Source organism: Luteibacter sp. GL_149 (assembly GCF_057834065.1).
Genome location: NZ_CM174395.1, coordinates 1,915,657 through 1,931,612 on the forward strand (window position 1 = coordinate 1,915,657; position 15,956 = coordinate 1,931,612).

The window sequence follows — 15,956 nt, forward strand, 5'->3', positions numbered from 1 at the left end:
GGCGATTGTTTCGCCCGCGGATGCTTTCGGCGGCGGAATCGTGCCTTCCATGCGATAATCCCCCGATTCGCGCTGCCTTAGGGCGGCGCGACGTCGTTCGCGCCGCGGACGACGGTGAACGTAATAACGGCGCTCAATGGAACTCATCCGCAACTTCTCCATCATTGCCCACATCGACCATGGCAAGTCGACGCTGGCCGATCGCATCATCCAGATCTGCGGTGGCTTGACCGAGCGCGAAATGGAAGCGCAGGTCCTGGACAACAACCCGATCGAGCGCGAGCGTGGCATCACCATCAAGGCCCAGTCGGTCTCGCTGCCGTATACGGCGCGCGACGGCAAGACCTACCAGCTCAATTTCATCGATACCCCGGGTCACGTCGACTTTTCGTACGAAGTCAGCCGCTCGCTGGCCGCCTGCGAAGGCGCGCTGCTGGTGGTCGACGCGGCACAGGGTGTCGAAGCCCAGTCGGTCGCCAACTGCTATACCGCCATCGAGCAGGGTCTCGAGGTCGTGCCGGTGCTGAATAAGATCGACCTGCCCACGGCCGACCCGGAGAAGGCGAAGGCCGAAATCGAGGCGGTCATCGGTATCGACGCCAGCGAAGCCATCGCGGTCAGCGCCAAAACCGGCGAGAACGTGATCGAAGTGCTGGAAGCGATCATTCACCGCATTCCGCCGCCGAAGCCGCGCGATACCGATCGTCTGCAGGCGCTGATCATCGACTCCTGGTTCGACAACTACCTGGGCGTCGTGTCGCTCGTGCGCGTAATGCAGGGCGAGATCAAGCCCGGCGACAAAATTCTCGTCATGTCGACAGGGCGTACGCACCTCGTCGATGCCGTCGGCGTGTTCACGCCCAAGCTGAAGAAGCTCCCGACCCTGGGGGCGGGCGAAGTGGGCTGGGTCAACGCGTCGATCAAGGACGTGCATGGCGCGCCGGTGGGCGACACGCTCACGCTTGCCAGCAAGCCCGCCGACAAGCCGCTTCCCGGTTTCCAGACCATGCAGCCGCGCGTGTTCGCGGGCCTGTTTCCGGTGTCGGCCGACGATTATCCGGCGTTGCGCGAAGCGCTCGAAAAGCTGCGTCTGAACGACGCCGCCATGTTCTTCGAACCGGAAAGCTCCGAAGCGATGGGTTTCGGTTTCCGCTGCGGCTTCCTCGGCATGCTGCACATGGAAATCGTGCAGGAGCGTCTGGAACGCGAGTACGACCTCAACCTCATCACCACGGCACCGACCGTCGTGTACGAAGTGCTGAAGACCGACGGCAGCATTCTCTCGCTGGACAACCCCGCGAAGCTGCCGCCGATTCCGCAGATCCAGGAGATTCGCGAGCCGATCATCGTCGCGACCATCCTCACGCCCAGCGCCTATGTCGGCAACATCATTACGCTGTGCGAAGAAAAGCGAGGCGTGCAGCGTTCCATCCAGTACCTGGCCACCCAGGTGCAGGTCAGTTACGAACTGCCGCTGGCCGAAGTCGTGCTCGACTTTTTCGACCGCCTGAAGTCGGTGTCGCGCGGTTACGCGTCGATGGACTATCACCTGGAGCGTTTCGACGCGGGCCCGTTCGTCCGCGTGGACATCCTCATCAATGGCGATCGCGTCGATGCGCTCAGCCTGATCGTGCACCGGTCGCATGCCGACCGCCGCGGCCGCGATCTGGTCGAGCGGATGAAGGAACTGATTCCCCGTCAGCAGTTCGACGTGGCGATCCAGGCCGCCATCGGCGCGGCGGTGATCGCGCGTTCCACGGTGAAAGCCTTGCGTAAGAACGTTCTGGCAAAGTGCTACGGCGGCGACGTCTCGCGCAAGAAGAAACTGCTCGAGAAGCAGAAAGAAGGCAAAAAGCGCATGAAGCAGGTCGGCAATGTGGAAATTCCACAGGAAGCCTTCCTGGCCGTACTGAAAGTGGACAAGTAAGCGCGCGAGGGATCAGCGCGTTGGCTAAGGACTGGCCGGACATACACCGCGCCGGAAATAGCGGGGAAAACCCGTCAACGTAGTGATGGAGCTGGCATGGACTTCGATTTTTCAGCGATCCTTCTTGGTCTGACGGTACTGTTCGGTGTCGTCTGGCTGCTGGACCGCCTGTTTTTCTACAAGGCGCGCAAAGCGCGGGCCGAATCGAGCGGCGCCGAACAGCCCGAACCCTGGCCGGTCGACTGGGCACGTTCGCTGTTTCCTGTGATCCTCGTGGTCCTGCTGTTGCGTTCGTTCGTGGCCGAACCTTTTCGCATCCCGTCCGGCTCGATGATGCCGACGCTGGATGTGGGCGACTTCATTCTGGTCAATAAGTTTTCCTACGGTCTCAGGATGCCGGCGTTCAACAACAAGCTGCTCGATATGGGCGAGCCGAAGCGTGGCGACGTGGTCGTCTTCCGTTTTCCGGGCTATGTCTGCGCCGACGAGAATGGCAAGGCGGTGCGTAGTGCCGACATGACCTGCCAGGATCCGCACGCGCCCGTCCCCGGCCAGAACTGGATCAAGCGTGTGATCGGCCTGCCGGGCGACCGCATCGAAACCCGTGGCAGCGAGCTCTACATCAATGGCGAACGCGTCGGCGCCGACGAAATCGGGCTATACAAGGGCAGCCCGAATCGTCCCGAGGATCGTCTGATGCTGACCTATGGCGCGAAGATATATACCGAGCACCTGGGTAGCGTGAACCATCTGATGGCGCAGATGCCGGCTTATAGCCCGCCCATGGATATCCCGAACGCCGCCGTGCCGTCCGAGGTGCCGAAGGGTTGCTATATCGTCATGGGTGACAACCGTAACAACAGCACCGACAGCCGCTGGTGGGGCTGCATGCCCGAGCAGAATCTGGTGGGCAAGGCGTTCTTCGTCTGGCTGGCGTGGCGCGGTCCGTCCAACGGGTTCTTCGACTGGTCGAAGATGGGCAAGGTCATTCATTAATGCGACGTGCGGCACGCCTTTGCGCTTGCCTGCCGTCCCAGACAAGGTAATCTCCGCTCGGGGCCGCGCGTTGCGCGGCCCCGTTCGTTGGCGTCAACCACAGGGGAGCCGCTCTTCAGCGGCGGGACGGGGATTATGAAGTCTAAGCAGTCGGGCATCACGCTCATCGGTTTTGTCGTGGTGCTGTTCGTACTTGGTTTCTTTGCCTTCATGGGCATGAAACTGGTGCCGTCGTACATCGAATACATGGGCGTCGTGAAAGCGATGAACCAGGAAACCCAGAGTGGCGATGGCATGACGCTGGATGCGCTGCGTCGCGATCTCCTCTACAAGCTGAGTTTCCAGTACGTGGACGACGCCACGATCAAGCCGGCGAACATCACCGTGTCGCGGGCCAACAATGGCGCCCAGCTGACGGTGGCGTACGATAAGCAAATACCGTTCATCTATAACATCGCTTTCCTGCTGCATTTCGAAAAGTCCGTGCAGCTGAAGGGCAACGTGCTCCAATGAGGTACCGTGGAATTCTCCTACCGATTTCGTGATCCGAACCTTGCCACCCTGGCGCTCACCCATCGCAGCGCCGGGCGGCCGAACAACGAGCGGATGGAGTTCCTCGGCGATGCGTTGCTGGGCGTCCTCGTGGCCGAGCTGTTATTCGAAGCGCATCCCCATGCCAGCGAAGGCGAACTTTCGCGCCTGCGTGCCCAACTGGTAAACGGTCAGGCGCTCGCGGTGATCGGCCGCGAGCTCGAACTGGGCGACGACCTGAAACTCGGACCGGGCGAACTCAAGAGCGGCGGTTTCCGTCGCGATTCGATCCTGGCCGATGCCTTCGAGGCGCTGATCGCCGCCGTCTATCTCGACGCGGGCTACGATGCCTGCCGCACCGTCGTCCGCGAGCTTTTCACGCCCCGCGTGGCCGCGTTGAAACGCTCCAGCAAGGATGCCAAGACCAAGCTGCAGGAGTGGCTGCAAGGCAAGGGGCTTCCCCTGCCTACGTATGACCTGAAAGACAGTTACGGCGAAGACCACGCAAAGCTATTCGACGTCAGCTGCACCATCGACGAACCGGTCGCCATCAGCGTCGAAGGACGCGGAGGCAGCCGGCGCGCCGCCGAGCAGGACGCCGCCGAAGCGGTTCTCCGCCGCCTACTGGAACCCAAAGCATGACCGACACGACCCACACCCCAGATACGACCGACGGCGACGATTTCCGCTGCGGTTACGTCGCCCTTTCCGGGCGCCCCAACGTCGGCAAGTCGACGCTGCTCAATTCGCTGATCGGCGTCCGGCTATCCATCGTCAGCCATCGTCCGCAGACCACGCGGCATCGCATTCTCGGTATCTCGACCAAGCCCGAAGGGCAGATTCTCTACGTCGATACTCCGGGTATGCATCGTGGTGCGAAGCGCGCCATGAATCGCAGCATTAATCGCGCCGCGCGCGCGGCCATGTCCGAAGTCGACGTGGCAGTCCAGGTCATCGAGGCCGGGCGCTGGACGGACGAAGACGCCGCGGTCTATGCGGCGCTGGCCGAACAGGACGTGCCGCGCCTGCTCGCCATCAACAAGGTCGACCTGCAGAAAGATAAGACTGTCTTGCTGCCGTTCGCGGCCGACCTGATGGCGAAGCATCCGTTCGACGAGGTCTATTACCTCAGCGCGCTCAAGTCCAAGGGCCTGTCGGGTCTGGAGAAGGGCATCCTGAAGCGCCTGCCGAAGCAGGCGGCGATCTACGGCGAGGACGAGATCACCGATCGCAGCGAACGTTTCATCGCGGCGGAAATGGTGCGCGAACAGCTGATGCTTCGTCTGGACCAGGAACTGCCGTACGCCACCACCGTCGAGATCGAACAGTTCAGCGACCGCCCCGATGGCATTGCCGAAGTGCATGCGGTCATCTGGGTGGAGCGCGACGGTCAGAAGGCTATTGTGATCGGCGACGGCGGCGCGCAACTCAAGGCGATCGGCACGTCCGCCCGCAAGAACATGGAAAGCATGTTCGAACGCAAAGTGTTCCTGAAGCTCTGGGTGAAGGTGCGCGAAGGCTGGGCCGATGACGAGAACCTGCTGAAGCGTTTCGGTTACGAGTGATCCCCGGCGGACGGCCGGCGCGTTGCATGACCGGTCGTCGTCCATGAGTCATCGGTCCGTCCCGCTTGCCTGTCGCGGAGCCTTATGCGCATCGAACAACAGTCTGCGTACGTCCTGCATGCCCGTCCGTATCGCGAGACGTCGATGCTGGTCGAATGCCTGACCCGCGACCACGGCCGTATCGGCGTGGTCGCCCGTGGCGTGCGTCGCGAGCGTGCGCGGCTGCAACGCGCCCAACTGGAACCGTTCCAGCACCTGTCGCTGGATCTCGTCCTGAAAGGCGAACTTGCCACGCTGCGTGGTGCGGAGTTCGCGGGGCCAGCCACCCGGCTGACCGGCGACGCGGGACTGGCGGGACTCTATCTCAACGAACTGATCGTACGGCTGACCGGCCGGCAGGATCCGAACCCCGAGCTGTTCGACCTTTATGCGGGGACGTTGTCGCGTCTTTCAGCGGGTGAGCCGCTTGCCTGGTCGTTGCGTCGTTTCGAACGGGACATGCTCGACAGCATCGGCTATGCACTCCAGCTGGACATCGATGCGGAGCAGGGTGAGCCGATCGATCCGGAAACCTCCTATCGCTATGCGCCCGGAACGGGTTCCATCGCCGCCCGGCCGGGCGATCGCGAAGCCATTCGCGGCGGCGATCTGCTGGCCTTCGCGGCCGACCGGTGCCCGGACACGGCCGGACTGGTCGCCTTGCGGCGACTGATGCGGCAGGTCATCGCCTTTCATCTGGGCGGCGGCGAGCTGCGCGCCTGGCGGGTGCTGGGCGCCGCGATGACCCGCCGCTGACGATCAGACGGGAACGCGCAAGGCGTCGATGGTGGCCCGCAGGTTGGCCCTGAAGGTGTCGACGCTGTCCGCATCGGGTGCCGATGCGGACGCTACCAGGCCAATGTGCAGTGCTCTCGCCTGGGCGCCCAGGCGCGTCGCGCCGCAAAACCCGCATGCCGAACGCAGGCGGTGCAGCCGTTCGGCGAAGTCGTCCGGCGAGATGGACAGCGCGTCCAGCTCGTCGTCCAGTTGCAGCAGCTCTTCGTGCAGCAGCGAACGCAGGGCCCGCATCGTATTCGGGTCGCCGGTTGCCGCAAGGGCTTCGCGATCGTCCAGCACGGCCACGGCCGCGCGCGTGCCGAGCGTGTCGGTCAGCACCCGCTGCAGTTCGGCCAGCTGGCATGGTTTCTCCAGCACCGCCGCGAATCCCGCCGAATGGAGCTCGACCTTCAGTTCGTCGGGAATGTCCGCACTGGTCGCGATGGCGACGCTGCGGCAGGATCGGGCGGCGGCATCGGCACGCAGAACCGTGATCACGCTGATCGCGCCCGCGTGCGGCATGCGGCAATCGAGAATCAACGCATCGAAAAATTCGGTGGCCGCGAGCGATGCCGCAGCCCGGCCGTCGGTGCAGGTCGTGACCTCGTAACCCATGCCGCGCAACGCTTCCCCGAGGAATTGCCGGGTGGTGTCGTCGTCGTCGGCAACGAGTACACGGGTCTTTCCGTGGGCGGAGGGAAGGGGCAATTCGGCCGGGTTCGGGCAGGCAGGTGTCATCAACGTTCCATGTCGTTCATCTGGTTTTGGCAGAATGACCGCACATGCCTCCGGTATCAAGCCGCCAACTTAGCTGTCTGCTCGTTTTCCTCGCCGCCCTGGCCTGTACGTTCGGGGTGCACGCGGGGGTGACGGTGGCTGCCGACGCCCTCGATGTGCCCGGTGTCCAACTGAAGACGATGGAGGCATCGATCGATCAGGCGGCGGATGGAAAGGGGCTTACCCTGAAGCTCGCCGCCGCCTGGGCCGACATTCCCTCGATGGGCTGGCACCGGATCGGTCTGGCGGTCGAGGGTGGCCTCGACCGGGACGAGCAGGGGCGCTGGCTGTTCGAGGGTGTGCTGCGTCTTCGTGGCACGCCGGGCAATGCGCTGAGCGGCGCACGGGTCCGTATCCTCGCCGACGACGCGGCCAATACGCTGCAGATCGACCTCGTGCAGGACCGGACGAGCGCGTCGGTCGCCATGCCCATCGACCAGCCCACCCATGCCCAGATCACGCTCAAGAACCTTCCCGCGGGCTGGCTGCAGGGTCTCCTGTCGACCGTATGGTCCGGCCGCACCACCTCGGGCAAGGTCGATGCGGAACTGGCGCTGGACATCCTGGATCGCGGCATCCAGACCACGGGTCAGTTCTCGCTTTCCGACGTGGGCTTCGATACCAAGGCCGGTAATCTCGCGGGCAGCAAAGTTTCCGGCGCCGGGCGTCTGGGTATCGACACGTCCGATGCCGCCGGGGCGTCGATCGACCTGGACGCCTCGCTGCGTGGCGGCGAACTGCTGCTGGGCCCGCTTTACGCCCGTCTGCCTGCCCATCCCGTGCAGTTATCGCTTGGCGCCCGTTCGCAGAAGGGCACGCTGGCCATCCGTCGGCTTCGCGTCGGCGATCCGGATGCGCTGGCTGTCGAAGGCGAGCTGACCTTCGACCCGGACGGAACATTGAGCCATCTCGATCTTTCGCGTCTGGATGTCCGTTTCCCCGCCGCCTACGATCGGTACGGCAAGGGCTGGCTTACGGCGCTCGGTATACCCGGGCTCCAGGCTTCCGGCGCCATGACCGGCCATGTGTCCATGGAGGCCGGCGGCCTTACGTCGTTTGCGTTCAACACGGACGGCCTCGACCTCCAGGACGCCGCAGGTCGACTGGGCGTACGCGGACTGCGCGGCGGACTGGACTGGAGCGCGAAGGAATCCCGGCCGGCGACGAAGCTGGGCTGGCGCTCCCTCCAGGTGCTCAATATCCCGAACGGCGCGGCCGAGGCATCGTGGCGCAGCGACGCGGGCAAGCTGACGTTGCAGAAGCCGATGTCCGTTCCCGTGCTGGACGGTCAGCTGCGCATCCAGAGTCTGGCCTTCGATCCGGGCGCGTCCCGTGGCGAGCGTCTGCAGACTTCCCTGGTACTGACCCAGGTGAACATGGCGGCGTTGTCCAAAGCATTCGGCTGGCCGGAATTCGGCGGCACGATCGGCGGCGCGGTTCCGTCGCTGCGTTACGTGGACGATCGCCTGGAACTCGCGGGCGGTCTGTCGCTGAACATCTTCGACGGGTTCGTCGACGTCACCGGCCTTACGCTCCAGAAACCCTTCAGCGACGTTCCCGTCCTCACGGCGAACATCGCACTGAACAAACTCGACCTCGCGCTGGTCACGGGGGTATTCGACTTCGGCAACATCACCGGACGCATGGGCGGGTCCATCGCCGATCTGCGTCTGGTCAGCTGGACCCCCGTCGCCTTCAAGGCCCAGCTCACCGCACTCGAGGGTGGCCGGATCAGCCAGCAGGCGGTCAACAACCTGACCTCGGTGGGCGGTGGCGGCGTGGCTGCCGGACTGCAGGGCGCGGTGCTGAAACTCTTCAAGACCTTCGGGTACAAACGCATCGGACTCAGCTGCACGTTACGCGCGGACGTCTGCGCGATGGGCGGTCTGGGCGATGCGCGCGACGGATACACTATCGTCGAAGGAAGCGGACTACCGCGCCTCTCGGTGATCGGACACCAGCACGACGTCGACTGGCCCACCCTGGTACGCCGGTTGAAGGCGGCCACCGAGGGCAGTGCGCCAATCGTCCAGTAAAACGGCATTCGTAAGGCATGGCATCACAAGGAGAGCAGCATGCGTCAGTTCTATACCGGCCTGTTGGCCAGCGCGTTCGTCGCGCTGGTCGGTTGCGTCACGATCAACGTCTATTTTCCCGAAGCCGCCGCGCAGAAGGCGGCCGACCAGTTCATCGGCAACGTGCTGGACGATAGCGGCGTCGCGCCCGCCGCGAAGGGCGTCAAGCCCGCCGCGCCGCCGGCAGCCAAGCCCGCCAGCGGTCAGCAGCCCTCGGCATCGCTGCTCGACCTGATCGTGCCCACGGCATATGCCGCCGAAAGTCCCGACGTACGGATCCAGACCCCGGCGACCGAAGCGATCCGCGAACGCATGAAACAGCGCTTCCGCGGCAGCCTGAAAGGTTATTTCGATCAGGGCGCGGTCGGCTTTACCGCCGACGGCATGGTCGCCGTACGCGACGCCTCGCAGCTGCCGCTGGCGGATCGCTCGAACGTGAATGCGGTGGTCGCCGACGAAAATCGCGATCGCGCGGCCCTTTATCGCGAAGTGGCCAATGCGAACGGTCATCCGGAATGGGAAAGCCGCATCCGCGGCACCTTCGCCTCCGGCTGGATCGAGCGGGCGCCCCCGGGCTGGTATTATCAGGACGCCTCGGGCGCCTGGAAGCGCAAGTAGCATGCGGTTCTGTTTTTACTGGTATTGCCTGGGCCCGTTTTGATTCTTCGCGGATAGGAAAAGCGGGGATGGGGGACGGGAAGTGGGGGCGTCGATCCGGCGATCGGCTGAGGGGATGGGTATCGCCCGGCGGAAGTAGCGTCCGCTTGGCGTTTGTCGTCCCCTCAACCGGTCGCCGGAAGCGCGCCCCCACTTCCCACCCCCCATCCCCGCTTTTTATCTCCCCCGCACGTTTGCGATTACTTTCCAGAAGATGACCGAACTCGAAACCACCATCACCGGCCTCACCCATGACGGCCGGGGCGTTGCCCGCATCGACAACAAGGCCGTCTTCGTCACCGGAGCGCTGCCGGGCGAACATGTGCGGGTGACGTTGAGCAAGCGTCATCGCAATTACGACGAAGCCGACCTGATCCAGCTGCTTTCCCGCTCGGAACATCGCGTCGAACCGCGTTGCCGCCATTTCGGCGAGTGCAGCGGTTGCTCGTTGCAGCACATGGACCCCGAGGCCCAGATCGCGGCCAAACAGAACGTGCTCGCGGAGAACTTCGAACGCATCGGGAAGGTCCGGCCGGAAACCTGGCTGCCCGCGTTGAGCGATCAGCCGTGGTCCTATCGTCGCAAGGGGCGATTTTCGGTGCGCTACGTTCCGAAGAAGGAGCGCGTATTCGTCGGTTTCCGCGAAGAGTCCAATCCCCGCCTGGTCGCCGATATAACGCATTGCGAGGTCATCCATCCCGCGATCGGACCCAAGGTCGGGTTGCTTGCGGACATGATCGGCGGGCTCGATGCGGCGCGCGAAATCCCACAGATCGAATTCGCCGCAGGCGACGACACCGTGGCGCTGGTGTTCCGGCATGTGTCGCCATTGTCCGCACGCGACAAGGACACGCTGATCGCCTTCGGGCGCGAACATGGCCTGGCTATTTACCTGCAGCCCGGCGGCATATCCACCGTCCACCCGTTATGGCCGGAAAACCCGCGCCTGGCCTTTGCGATTCCCGCCGATAACGTGGAACTGGAATTCCATCCGCTGGATTTCGTGCAGGTCAACGCGGGCATGAATCAGCGGATGCTGGCACGCACGATGGAGCTACTGGACCCGCAGCCTACCGACCGCGTGCTGGACCTGTTCTGCGGCCTCGGCAATTTCACGCTGCCGATTGCCCGCCATGTCGCGGAAGTAGTCGGTGTGGAAGGCGAGCACGGTCTTGTCGAACGTGCCGCCGAAAACGCATTGCGCAACGGTCTGGCCAATGCATCGTTCCGCGTCGCCAATCTGTTCGAGGACCAGCGTAACGCGCCGTGGGCCACGCAGACGTGGGACAAGCTGCTGCTCGACCCCCCGCGTGCGGGCGCCGACAAACTGCTCGAGTATCTGCCCAGGAAAGGCACGCGACGCGTGGTGTATGTGTCATGCCATCCAGGCTCGCTGGCGCGTGACGCCGGCATCCTCGTCGAGCGTCATGGTTTCCGTCTTGTTTCCGCCGGTGTGATGGACATGTTCCCGCATACCGCCCACGTCGAATCCATCGCGCTCTTCGAGCGCGACTGAAGTCAAAGGCTCTGCATGGGCGTCGAAATCGAACGCAAGTTCCTCCTGGCCAACGACAGCTGGCGCGATGCCGTTCAGCGTAGCGAGCACATCGCGCAGGGCTATCTCGTAGGCGCGGCTGCCATCCGTTCCGGCACGGCACGTTCGTCCGTCCGCGTGCGCCGTTCCGGCGACGCCGCATGGTTGAATATCAAGTCCGTCACGCTCGGTATCGAGCGGCAGGAATACGAATACCCGATTCCGTTGGCGGATGCCCTGCAGCTGTTGGCCGATCTTTGCGATGGTTCGTTAGAGAAAGTCCGCCATCACGTCGTCGTTGACGGCACGCTGTTCGAAATCGACGAATTCGTCGGTGCCAATGCCGGATTGATCGTGGCGGAAGTCGAGCTGCCGTCGATCGACGCCACATTCCCCCGGCCGTCGTGGCTGGGCAGGGAAGTGAGCGACGATGCGCGCTACTACAATGTCAATCTGATCGAGCACCCGTTCGCTCGCTGGGAGGAAGCGTCATGCTGATCGTAGGGCTGGAGAGCACCACGTTGCTCGCGCACGAACATGCGCGCCTGCTTGCGCCCGGCGTGATCGGCACCATCCTCTTCTCCCGCAATGTCGAATCGCGCGAGCAGGTGCAGGCGCTGATCGACGCGGTTCGCGACGTGGCCGGCGACGACTTCCTGGTCTGCGTGGACCAGGAAGGTGGACGCGTTCAGCGCTTCCGCGACGGGTTCACGCGCCTGCCGCCGCTGGCGTCGATAGGTAAAGTATTCGATCGCGATCCCGACGAGGCCATACGCCTCGCCGAAGAACACGCCTGGATCATGGCCAGCGAACTGCGCGCCACGGGCGTCGATTTCAGTTTCGCGCCGGTCGCCGACCTGGATCGCGGCAGCGCCGCGATCGGTACCCGCGCATTCCATGCCGATCCGCTCATTGCCGGCGAGTTGATCCAGGCTTACGTGCGCGGCATGCATCTGGGCGGCATGGCGGCGGTACTCAAACACTTTCCGGGGCACGGCTCCGTCGCGGCGGACACGCATACCGCCGTCGCCGTGGACGCACGTAGCCTCGCCGATATCGTGGCGACCGATCTGGTCCCGTTTGCCGCAGGCATCGAGACCCCGGTCGAAGCGGTGATGATGGCGCACGTGCTCTATCCCTCGGTGGACGATCAGCCGGCAGGTTTCTCCACGGTATGGATCGGCGACCACCTGCGCGGCGAACTCGGTTTCCGCGGCGCGGTGATCAGCGACGACATCAGCATGGCCGCCGCAGCCAGTGCGGGCGGCGTCGCAGCGCGCGTGGAAGCCCATCTGGACGCGGGCTGCGACATTGTTCTTGCCTGTTTCCCCGATGTCGTCGACGAGGCTATCGTTGCCGTGCGCGGTCGCCGTCGGGCGGCGATCGAACGCATCGCGCCGTTGCGTGGCGCGATCGGTGCCACGTGGGAAGGCCTCTCCGATAACCCGCAGCGCGAGCGATTCATCGCGCGCGTTACCGCTCTCGATTCCTAAGGACTACCCTGACGATGACTGCTTCCGTTGCGCTGAAAGACGCACTCGCCCATGCCGACCTCCTGTTCGATCGCGTAGCCATCGATACCGAGATCGCACGCATGGCGAACGAAATCGACGCCGTGCTGGCTGGCGAGGTTCCCGTTTTTCTCACCGTCATGCATGGCGCGCTGATCTTCGCCGGTCAGCTGGCCCTCGGTATCCGCACCGATCTGGAATTCGATTACGTGCACGCCACGCGTTACCGCGGCGAAACGCACGGCAGCGAACTGCACTGGTTGCGCCGTCCGCAGGTGTCGCTTGCAGGACGCACGGTGTTGCTGGTCGACGACATCCTCGACGAAGGGCATACGCTGAAAGCCGTTCGCGATGCCTGTATGGCGCTGGGCGCCAAACGCGTGCTGGTGACGACACTGTGCACGAAAATCCACGACCGCCGCGCACCGGGTATCGAGGCGGACTTCAACGGCGTCGATCTGCCCGATCGCTATGTGTTCGGTTACGGCATGGATTTCCACGAACAGGCGCGCAATCTTCCCGGTATCTACGCACTCAAAGATTAAGGATTTCCATTCCATGTCCATCGATCTGGCCGTCATCGGCGGCAGCGGCCTTTATCAGTTCCCCGGTCTCGAACATTCGGAACGGCATAGCGTCGATACGCCATTCGGTCCCGCGTCGGGCGACATCGTCTGTGGCGATTTCCACGGTCGCCGCATCGCTTTTCTCGCGCGCCACGGCGAAAGCCACACGCTACCGCCCCATCGCGTGAACTACCGCGCCAACCTGTGGGCCTTGCATCACCTGGGCGCACGCCGGGTCATCGGCGTCAACGCGGTCGGCGGTATTCGCGACGACATGGGTCCCCGCGTCATGGTGGTTCCCGACCAGATCGTCGACTACACGCATGGTCGCTTCACCAGCTTCTGCGATGTCGAAGGTGCCGAGGTAAAGCACATCGATTTCAGCGAGCCGTATACCGCATCGCTGCGCGTGGCGCTTCTTGCCGCCGCGACACGTGCCGGTACGCCGGCCATCGACGGCGGCTGCTACGGCGCCACGCAGGGACCGCGTCTGGAAACCCGTGCGGAAATCATTCGCATGCGTCGCGACGGATGCGATCTGGTCGGCATGACGGGTATGCCCGAAGCAGTGCTCGCGCGCGAACTCGATATCGAATATGCCTGTCTCGCACTGGTCGCCAACTTCGCCGCGGGTTGTGGCGACGAAGCGGAAATCAGCATCGAGGAGATATTCGCGCATCTGGCCGCCGCCACCGCCTCCGTGCCACCCATTCTTGCCGAACTCGTTAGTGCCAACTGAGTTCCGATCCAGTTGCGCTTTGATATAAAACATGTTGATACTTCGCCTGCGCCAAGGGGCAGGCGAAGGGGATGAAGTGGAACGCCTGCCCATTCGGTGCTTTCCAGTCCATGCCCAGAGGTTCACGCAATGCGTTTTGGTACGGTCAAGTGGTTCAACGATGCCAAGGGTTTCGGTTTCATCGCACCCGAGGACGGTGGGGAGGACGTATTCGTCCACTTTTCTGCAATCAACTCCAAGGGCTTTCGTAGCCTGCAGGAAGGCCAGCGCGTCAAATTCGAGGTAACCCAGGGGCCCAAGGGCGCCCAGGCCTCGGGTGTAGAAATCGCAGCCTGATAACAAGCGGTTTTGCTGTCGACAAAACCCCCGCGCTCCGGCGCGGGGGTTTTTTTATGGATGGCTGGAATGAAAACGTTTTCATGTTTTATCGGTAAGGAATGACATACACGCCAGACCGAAACAGCCTAGCCGGGAGTCCGCATCGCGAGGCACGCTTTCGCTTATCGCCTTAATACCTGCCGTGACCTATGGATAATGCCCAGACTGGCCTGTCGTTAATCGAAGTTCTTGTCGCCACGGTGGTACTGGGACTGGGGCTCGCCGCCGTGCTTCAGGGCTTCCGGTTCGCCACTCTCGCCAATCGCGATGCCATGCATCGTACGCAGGCGAATTTTATTGCGGCGGACATGGCCGGGCGACTACGCATTAATCAGGGTGCCGCGCGCGCCGGGCTTTACAACGGGAGCCTTTCCTCCGGTGCGCTCGGGAGTCCCGGCTGCGCTGCAACGTCGCCATGCGACGAAAACGCGACCGTGAGGCACGACCGTGCGCTGTGGATCGATATGCTATTTCGGCAAATCGGAAACGGCGCCCGGGCGGATATCGCATGCCACCCGTCACAGCAAACGTGCGATCTATCCATCGGCTGGCATGACGTCGATGGCCGTCCCGTGGAGCTGGTCTGGGCCATGCGGCTGTGACGCCGGACCGGCGTCGCGGGTTTTCGCTGATCGAGGTTCTTGTCGCGATGGCGCTCGGGCTGGTCCTGTCCTCGGTTGTACTCGCCATGCTCGCGGCCTCGACGCGTGCCTATCGGTTGCATCAGCAGTTGGTCCGCGTGCAGGAAGAGGGACGGTTCGGACTTGGCAGTCTTGCAGCTGATCTTGCCGACCGTTGCGGTGCGATTCGCGGATACGAATGCAGCGGCATCCGATGCTCGCCTGCGCTGCCCACGGACAGAAGCCTGCCCGAGCGCGCACGCGCAGCCAACGTGCTGATTGTCGACACGCGCCATGACGAGAATGCTTGCGTGTCCGTTGCCTGGTACATCGGGAATGGTCCGGTTACAGGCGAACGTGAGTTGAGACGTTGCGTGTCGGGATCGAACTGCCAATCCGTCGCACAGGGCCCGAATCGACTCGATTTCACTTACGCGGTCAGGGATGCACAGCAACGCGTCCGCCACCTCGATGCCGAGGAGGTCGATGGAGAATCCCTGTGGGATGCGGTCGTCGGCGTGGACATTCGCCTGTGGATCGAACAACGCGATCGCGAAGACGAGGCCTCCGCGATTCGTCATGAGTTCCGCACGTTCGTCGCTCTGCCGCGAGGTGGGGCATGAGGGGCGTCGCATCGTCCGGGGTCGTGTTGCCGATGGTACTGCTGGTTCTGGTACTTCTTTCGGGAGTGGCAGCGTCGATGTTCCGGTCGGCGACGATGCAGCTGGCACTGGCCGCCGCGCAGCGCGAAGCGCAGATCGCAGCCTGGTCCGCGCCTGAACGTACGGCGGCGCCGTGAGCCGGCAACGCGTGCGCGATGCTGGCTTCAGTGCCATCGAATTGCTGCTGATCCTTGCGGCGGTCGCGTTGCTTGCGGTGTTCGCCACGTCCTCGTATCGCCAGTACACGTTCCGCGTCCGCCGTCTCGAAGGTCGCCATTTGCTGCTGGAAGCATCCCATGCGCAGGAACGTTTTCATGCACGGAGCCAGCGCTATGCGTATGGGTCGGATGACGAACTGAATGCCCGGCGGATAAGCGCGAATGCGCACTACGCGCTTGAAATGGACATGGCCGCCGACCACGACGCAGGCAGGGGGTTCCTGCTGCGAGCCATACCGCAGGGCGCGCAGGCGAAGGACGCGTGTGGAGAACTTACGATCGACCATCGGGGGGTGATGCTGCCTTCGCGCGACGATGGGCCGAAGCATACGAACGGCGATTGCTGGTAGGGGGATGGAGCATCGCCGGTCCGCGTGACACCAT

The 15,956-nt window shown here is 63.5% G+C and carries 19 protein-coding genes; 18 read left to right on the top strand and 1 reads right to left on the bottom strand.

The features are described 5' to 3' along the window. Positions 1 to 136: 136 nt before the first annotated feature. From lepA to recO, 6 genes are all read left to right on the top strand, one after another. Positions 137 to 1,927 (top strand): translation elongation factor 4, encoded by a 1,791-nt coding sequence (gene lepA / locus AC3IR3_RS08765; protein ID WP_489196506.1) that lies wholly within the window; start codon positions 137 to 139, stop codon positions 1,925 to 1,927. Positions 1,928 to 2,023: 96 nt separating this feature from the next. Next, positions 2,024 to 2,923 carry a signal peptidase I gene (gene lepB, locus AC3IR3_RS08770; protein ID WP_489196507.1) on the top strand — a complete coding sequence of 300 codons (900 nt, stop codon included), beginning with the start codon at positions 2,024 to 2,026 and terminating at the stop codon, positions 2,921 to 2,923. A 135-nt stretch (positions 2,924 to 3,058) separates the two neighbouring features. Then, positions 3,059 to 3,436: a DUF4845 domain-containing protein gene (locus AC3IR3_RS08775; protein ID WP_489196508.1), complete on the top strand. Its 378-nt coding sequence runs from the start codon at positions 3,059 to 3,061 to the stop codon at positions 3,434 to 3,436. A 6-nt stretch (positions 3,437 to 3,442) separates the two neighbouring features. Next, the gene (gene rnc / locus AC3IR3_RS08780; protein WP_489196509.1) at positions 3,443 to 4,096 is read left to right on the top strand and encodes a ribonuclease III; all 654 of its coding nucleotides are present in this window, start codon (positions 3,443 to 3,445) and stop codon (positions 4,094 to 4,096) included. Further along, the gene (era, locus tag AC3IR3_RS08785; RefSeq protein ID WP_489196510.1) at positions 4,093 to 5,019 is read left to right on the top strand and encodes a GTPase Era; all 927 of its coding nucleotides are present in this window, start codon (positions 4,093 to 4,095) and stop codon (positions 5,017 to 5,019) included. Before rnc ends, era begins: the two co-directional genes overlap by 4 nt. 84 nt (positions 5,020 to 5,103) lie before the next feature. Further along, positions 5,104 to 5,814, top strand: a complete 711-nt coding sequence (gene recO / locus AC3IR3_RS08790) for a DNA repair protein RecO (protein ID WP_489196511.1) — start codon at positions 5,104 to 5,106, stop codon at positions 5,812 to 5,814. 3 nt (positions 5,815 to 5,817) lie between these two features. On the opposite strand, the gene AC3IR3_RS08795 is transcribed toward recO, so the two are convergent. Beyond that, positions 5,818 to 6,573 (bottom strand): response regulator, encoded by a 756-nt coding sequence (locus AC3IR3_RS08795; RefSeq protein ID WP_489196512.1) that lies wholly within the window; start codon positions 6,571 to 6,573, stop codon positions 5,818 to 5,820. A gap of 44 nt (positions 6,574 to 6,617) precedes the next feature. On the opposite strand from AC3IR3_RS08795, the gene AC3IR3_RS08800 reads away from it, so the two are divergent. From AC3IR3_RS08800 to AC3IR3_RS08855, 12 genes are all read left to right on the top strand, one after another. Beyond that, on the top strand, positions 6,618 to 8,648 hold the full coding sequence (locus AC3IR3_RS08800) for a hypothetical protein (RefSeq protein ID WP_489196513.1): 2,031 nt from the start codon (positions 6,618 to 6,620) through the stop codon (positions 8,646 to 8,648). A 39-nt stretch (positions 8,649 to 8,687) separates the two neighbouring features. Next, a complete protein-coding gene (locus AC3IR3_RS08805) occupies positions 8,688 to 9,305 on the top strand; it encodes a YdbL family probable chaperone protein (RefSeq protein WP_489196514.1) in 618 nt (205 codons plus the stop codon). Between the two features lie 253 nt (positions 9,306 to 9,558). Continuing rightward, positions 9,559 to 10,860 carry a 23S rRNA (uracil(1939)-C(5))-methyltransferase RlmD gene (gene rlmD / locus AC3IR3_RS08810; RefSeq protein ID WP_489196515.1) on the top strand — a complete coding sequence of 434 codons (1,302 nt, stop codon included), beginning with the start codon at positions 9,559 to 9,561 and terminating at the stop codon, positions 10,858 to 10,860. Between the two features lie 15 nt (positions 10,861 to 10,875). Further along, positions 10,876 to 11,376 carry a CYTH domain-containing protein gene (locus tag AC3IR3_RS08815; RefSeq protein ID WP_489196516.1) on the top strand — a complete coding sequence of 167 codons (501 nt, stop codon included), beginning with the start codon at positions 10,876 to 10,878 and terminating at the stop codon, positions 11,374 to 11,376. After that, positions 11,370 to 12,371, top strand: coding sequence for a beta-N-acetylhexosaminidase (gene nagZ / locus AC3IR3_RS08820; protein WP_489196517.1), 1,002 nt, complete (start codon positions 11,370 to 11,372; stop codon positions 12,369 to 12,371). The genes AC3IR3_RS08815 and nagZ overlap by 7 nt, the downstream gene beginning before the upstream one ends. A 14-nt stretch (positions 12,372 to 12,385) precedes the next feature. After that, positions 12,386 to 12,934, top strand: a complete 549-nt coding sequence (locus tag AC3IR3_RS08825) for a hypoxanthine-guanine phosphoribosyltransferase (RefSeq protein WP_489196518.1) — start codon at positions 12,386 to 12,388, stop codon at positions 12,932 to 12,934. A 13-nt stretch (positions 12,935 to 12,947) separates the two neighbouring features. Further along, positions 12,948 to 13,694, top strand: a complete 747-nt coding sequence (locus AC3IR3_RS08830; protein WP_489196519.1) for an S-methyl-5'-thioinosine phosphorylase — start codon at positions 12,948 to 12,950, stop codon at positions 13,692 to 13,694. Positions 13,695 to 13,823: 129 nt separating this feature from the next. Then, entirely contained in the window at positions 13,824 to 14,030 is a 207-nt protein-coding gene (locus AC3IR3_RS08835) for a cold-shock protein (RefSeq protein ID WP_072320702.1), read from the top strand. A gap of 191 nt (positions 14,031 to 14,221) precedes the next feature. Next, positions 14,222 to 14,674, top strand: a complete 453-nt coding sequence (gene pilV, locus AC3IR3_RS08840) for a type IV pilus modification protein PilV (RefSeq protein ID WP_489196520.1) — start codon at positions 14,222 to 14,224, stop codon at positions 14,672 to 14,674. Beyond that, positions 14,671 to 15,315: a PilW family protein gene (locus AC3IR3_RS08845; protein WP_489196521.1), complete on the top strand. Its 645-nt coding sequence runs from the start codon at positions 14,671 to 14,673 to the stop codon at positions 15,313 to 15,315. The genes pilV and AC3IR3_RS08845 overlap by 4 nt, the downstream gene beginning before the upstream one ends. After that, positions 15,312 to 15,491, top strand: a complete 180-nt coding sequence (locus AC3IR3_RS08850) for a hypothetical protein (RefSeq protein ID WP_489196522.1) — start codon at positions 15,312 to 15,314, stop codon at positions 15,489 to 15,491. Before AC3IR3_RS08845 ends, AC3IR3_RS08850 begins: the two co-directional genes overlap by 4 nt. After that, a complete protein-coding gene (locus AC3IR3_RS08855) occupies positions 15,488 to 15,922 on the top strand; it encodes a type IV pilin protein (protein WP_489196523.1) in 435 nt (144 codons plus the stop codon). Before AC3IR3_RS08850 ends, AC3IR3_RS08855 begins: the two co-directional genes overlap by 4 nt. The last annotated feature ends 34 nt before the right edge of the window (positions 15,923 to 15,956 follow it).

What these genes read in the sequence shown, in the direction of transcription:
- AC3IR3_RS08800 (WP_489196513.1), top strand. Translation starts at nt 6,618, where the DNA reads ATGCCTCCGGTATCAAGCCGCCAACTTAGCTGTCTGCTCGTTTTCCTC.
- AC3IR3_RS08775 (WP_489196508.1), top strand. Translation starts at nt 3,059, where the DNA reads ATGAAGTCTAAGCAGTCGGGCATCACGCTCATCGGTTTTGTCGTGGTG.
- AC3IR3_RS08825 (WP_489196518.1), top strand. Translation starts at nt 12,386, where the DNA reads ATGACTGCTTCCGTTGCGCTGAAAGACGCACTCGCCCATGCCGACCTC.
- lepB (WP_489196507.1), top strand. Translation starts at nt 2,024, where the DNA reads ATGGACTTCGATTTTTCAGCGATCCTTCTTGGTCTGACGGTACTGTTC.
- AC3IR3_RS08815 (WP_489196516.1), top strand. Translation starts at nt 10,876, where the DNA reads ATGGGCGTCGAAATCGAACGCAAGTTCCTCCTGGCCAACGACAGCTGG.
- AC3IR3_RS08830 (WP_489196519.1), top strand. Translation starts at nt 12,948, where the DNA reads ATGTCCATCGATCTGGCCGTCATCGGCGGCAGCGGCCTTTATCAGTTC.
- lepA (WP_489196506.1), top strand. Translation starts at nt 137, where the DNA reads ATGGAACTCATCCGCAACTTCTCCATCATTGCCCACATCGACCATGGC.
- AC3IR3_RS08850 (WP_489196522.1), top strand. Translation starts at nt 15,312, where the DNA reads ATGAGGGGCGTCGCATCGTCCGGGGTCGTGTTGCCGATGGTACTGCTG.
- rlmD (WP_489196515.1), top strand. Translation starts at nt 9,559, where the DNA reads ATGACCGAACTCGAAACCACCATCACCGGCCTCACCCATGACGGCCGG.
- nagZ (WP_489196517.1), top strand. Translation starts at nt 11,370, where the DNA reads ATGCTGATCGTAGGGCTGGAGAGCACCACGTTGCTCGCGCACGAACAT.
- AC3IR3_RS08795 (WP_489196512.1), bottom strand. Translation starts at nt 6,573, where the DNA reads ATGACACCTGCCTGCCCGAACCCGGCCGAATTGCCCCTTCCCTCCGCC.
- era (WP_489196510.1), top strand. Translation starts at nt 4,093, where the DNA reads ATGACCGACACGACCCACACCCCAGATACGACCGACGGCGACGATTTC.
- recO (WP_489196511.1), top strand. Translation starts at nt 5,104, where the DNA reads ATGCGCATCGAACAACAGTCTGCGTACGTCCTGCATGCCCGTCCGTAT.
- pilV (WP_489196520.1), top strand. Translation starts at nt 14,222, where the DNA reads ATGGATAATGCCCAGACTGGCCTGTCGTTAATCGAAGTTCTTGTCGCC.
- AC3IR3_RS08805 (WP_489196514.1), top strand. Translation starts at nt 8,688, where the DNA reads ATGCGTCAGTTCTATACCGGCCTGTTGGCCAGCGCGTTCGTCGCGCTG.
- AC3IR3_RS08835 (WP_072320702.1), top strand. Translation starts at nt 13,824, where the DNA reads ATGCGTTTTGGTACGGTCAAGTGGTTCAACGATGCCAAGGGTTTCGGT.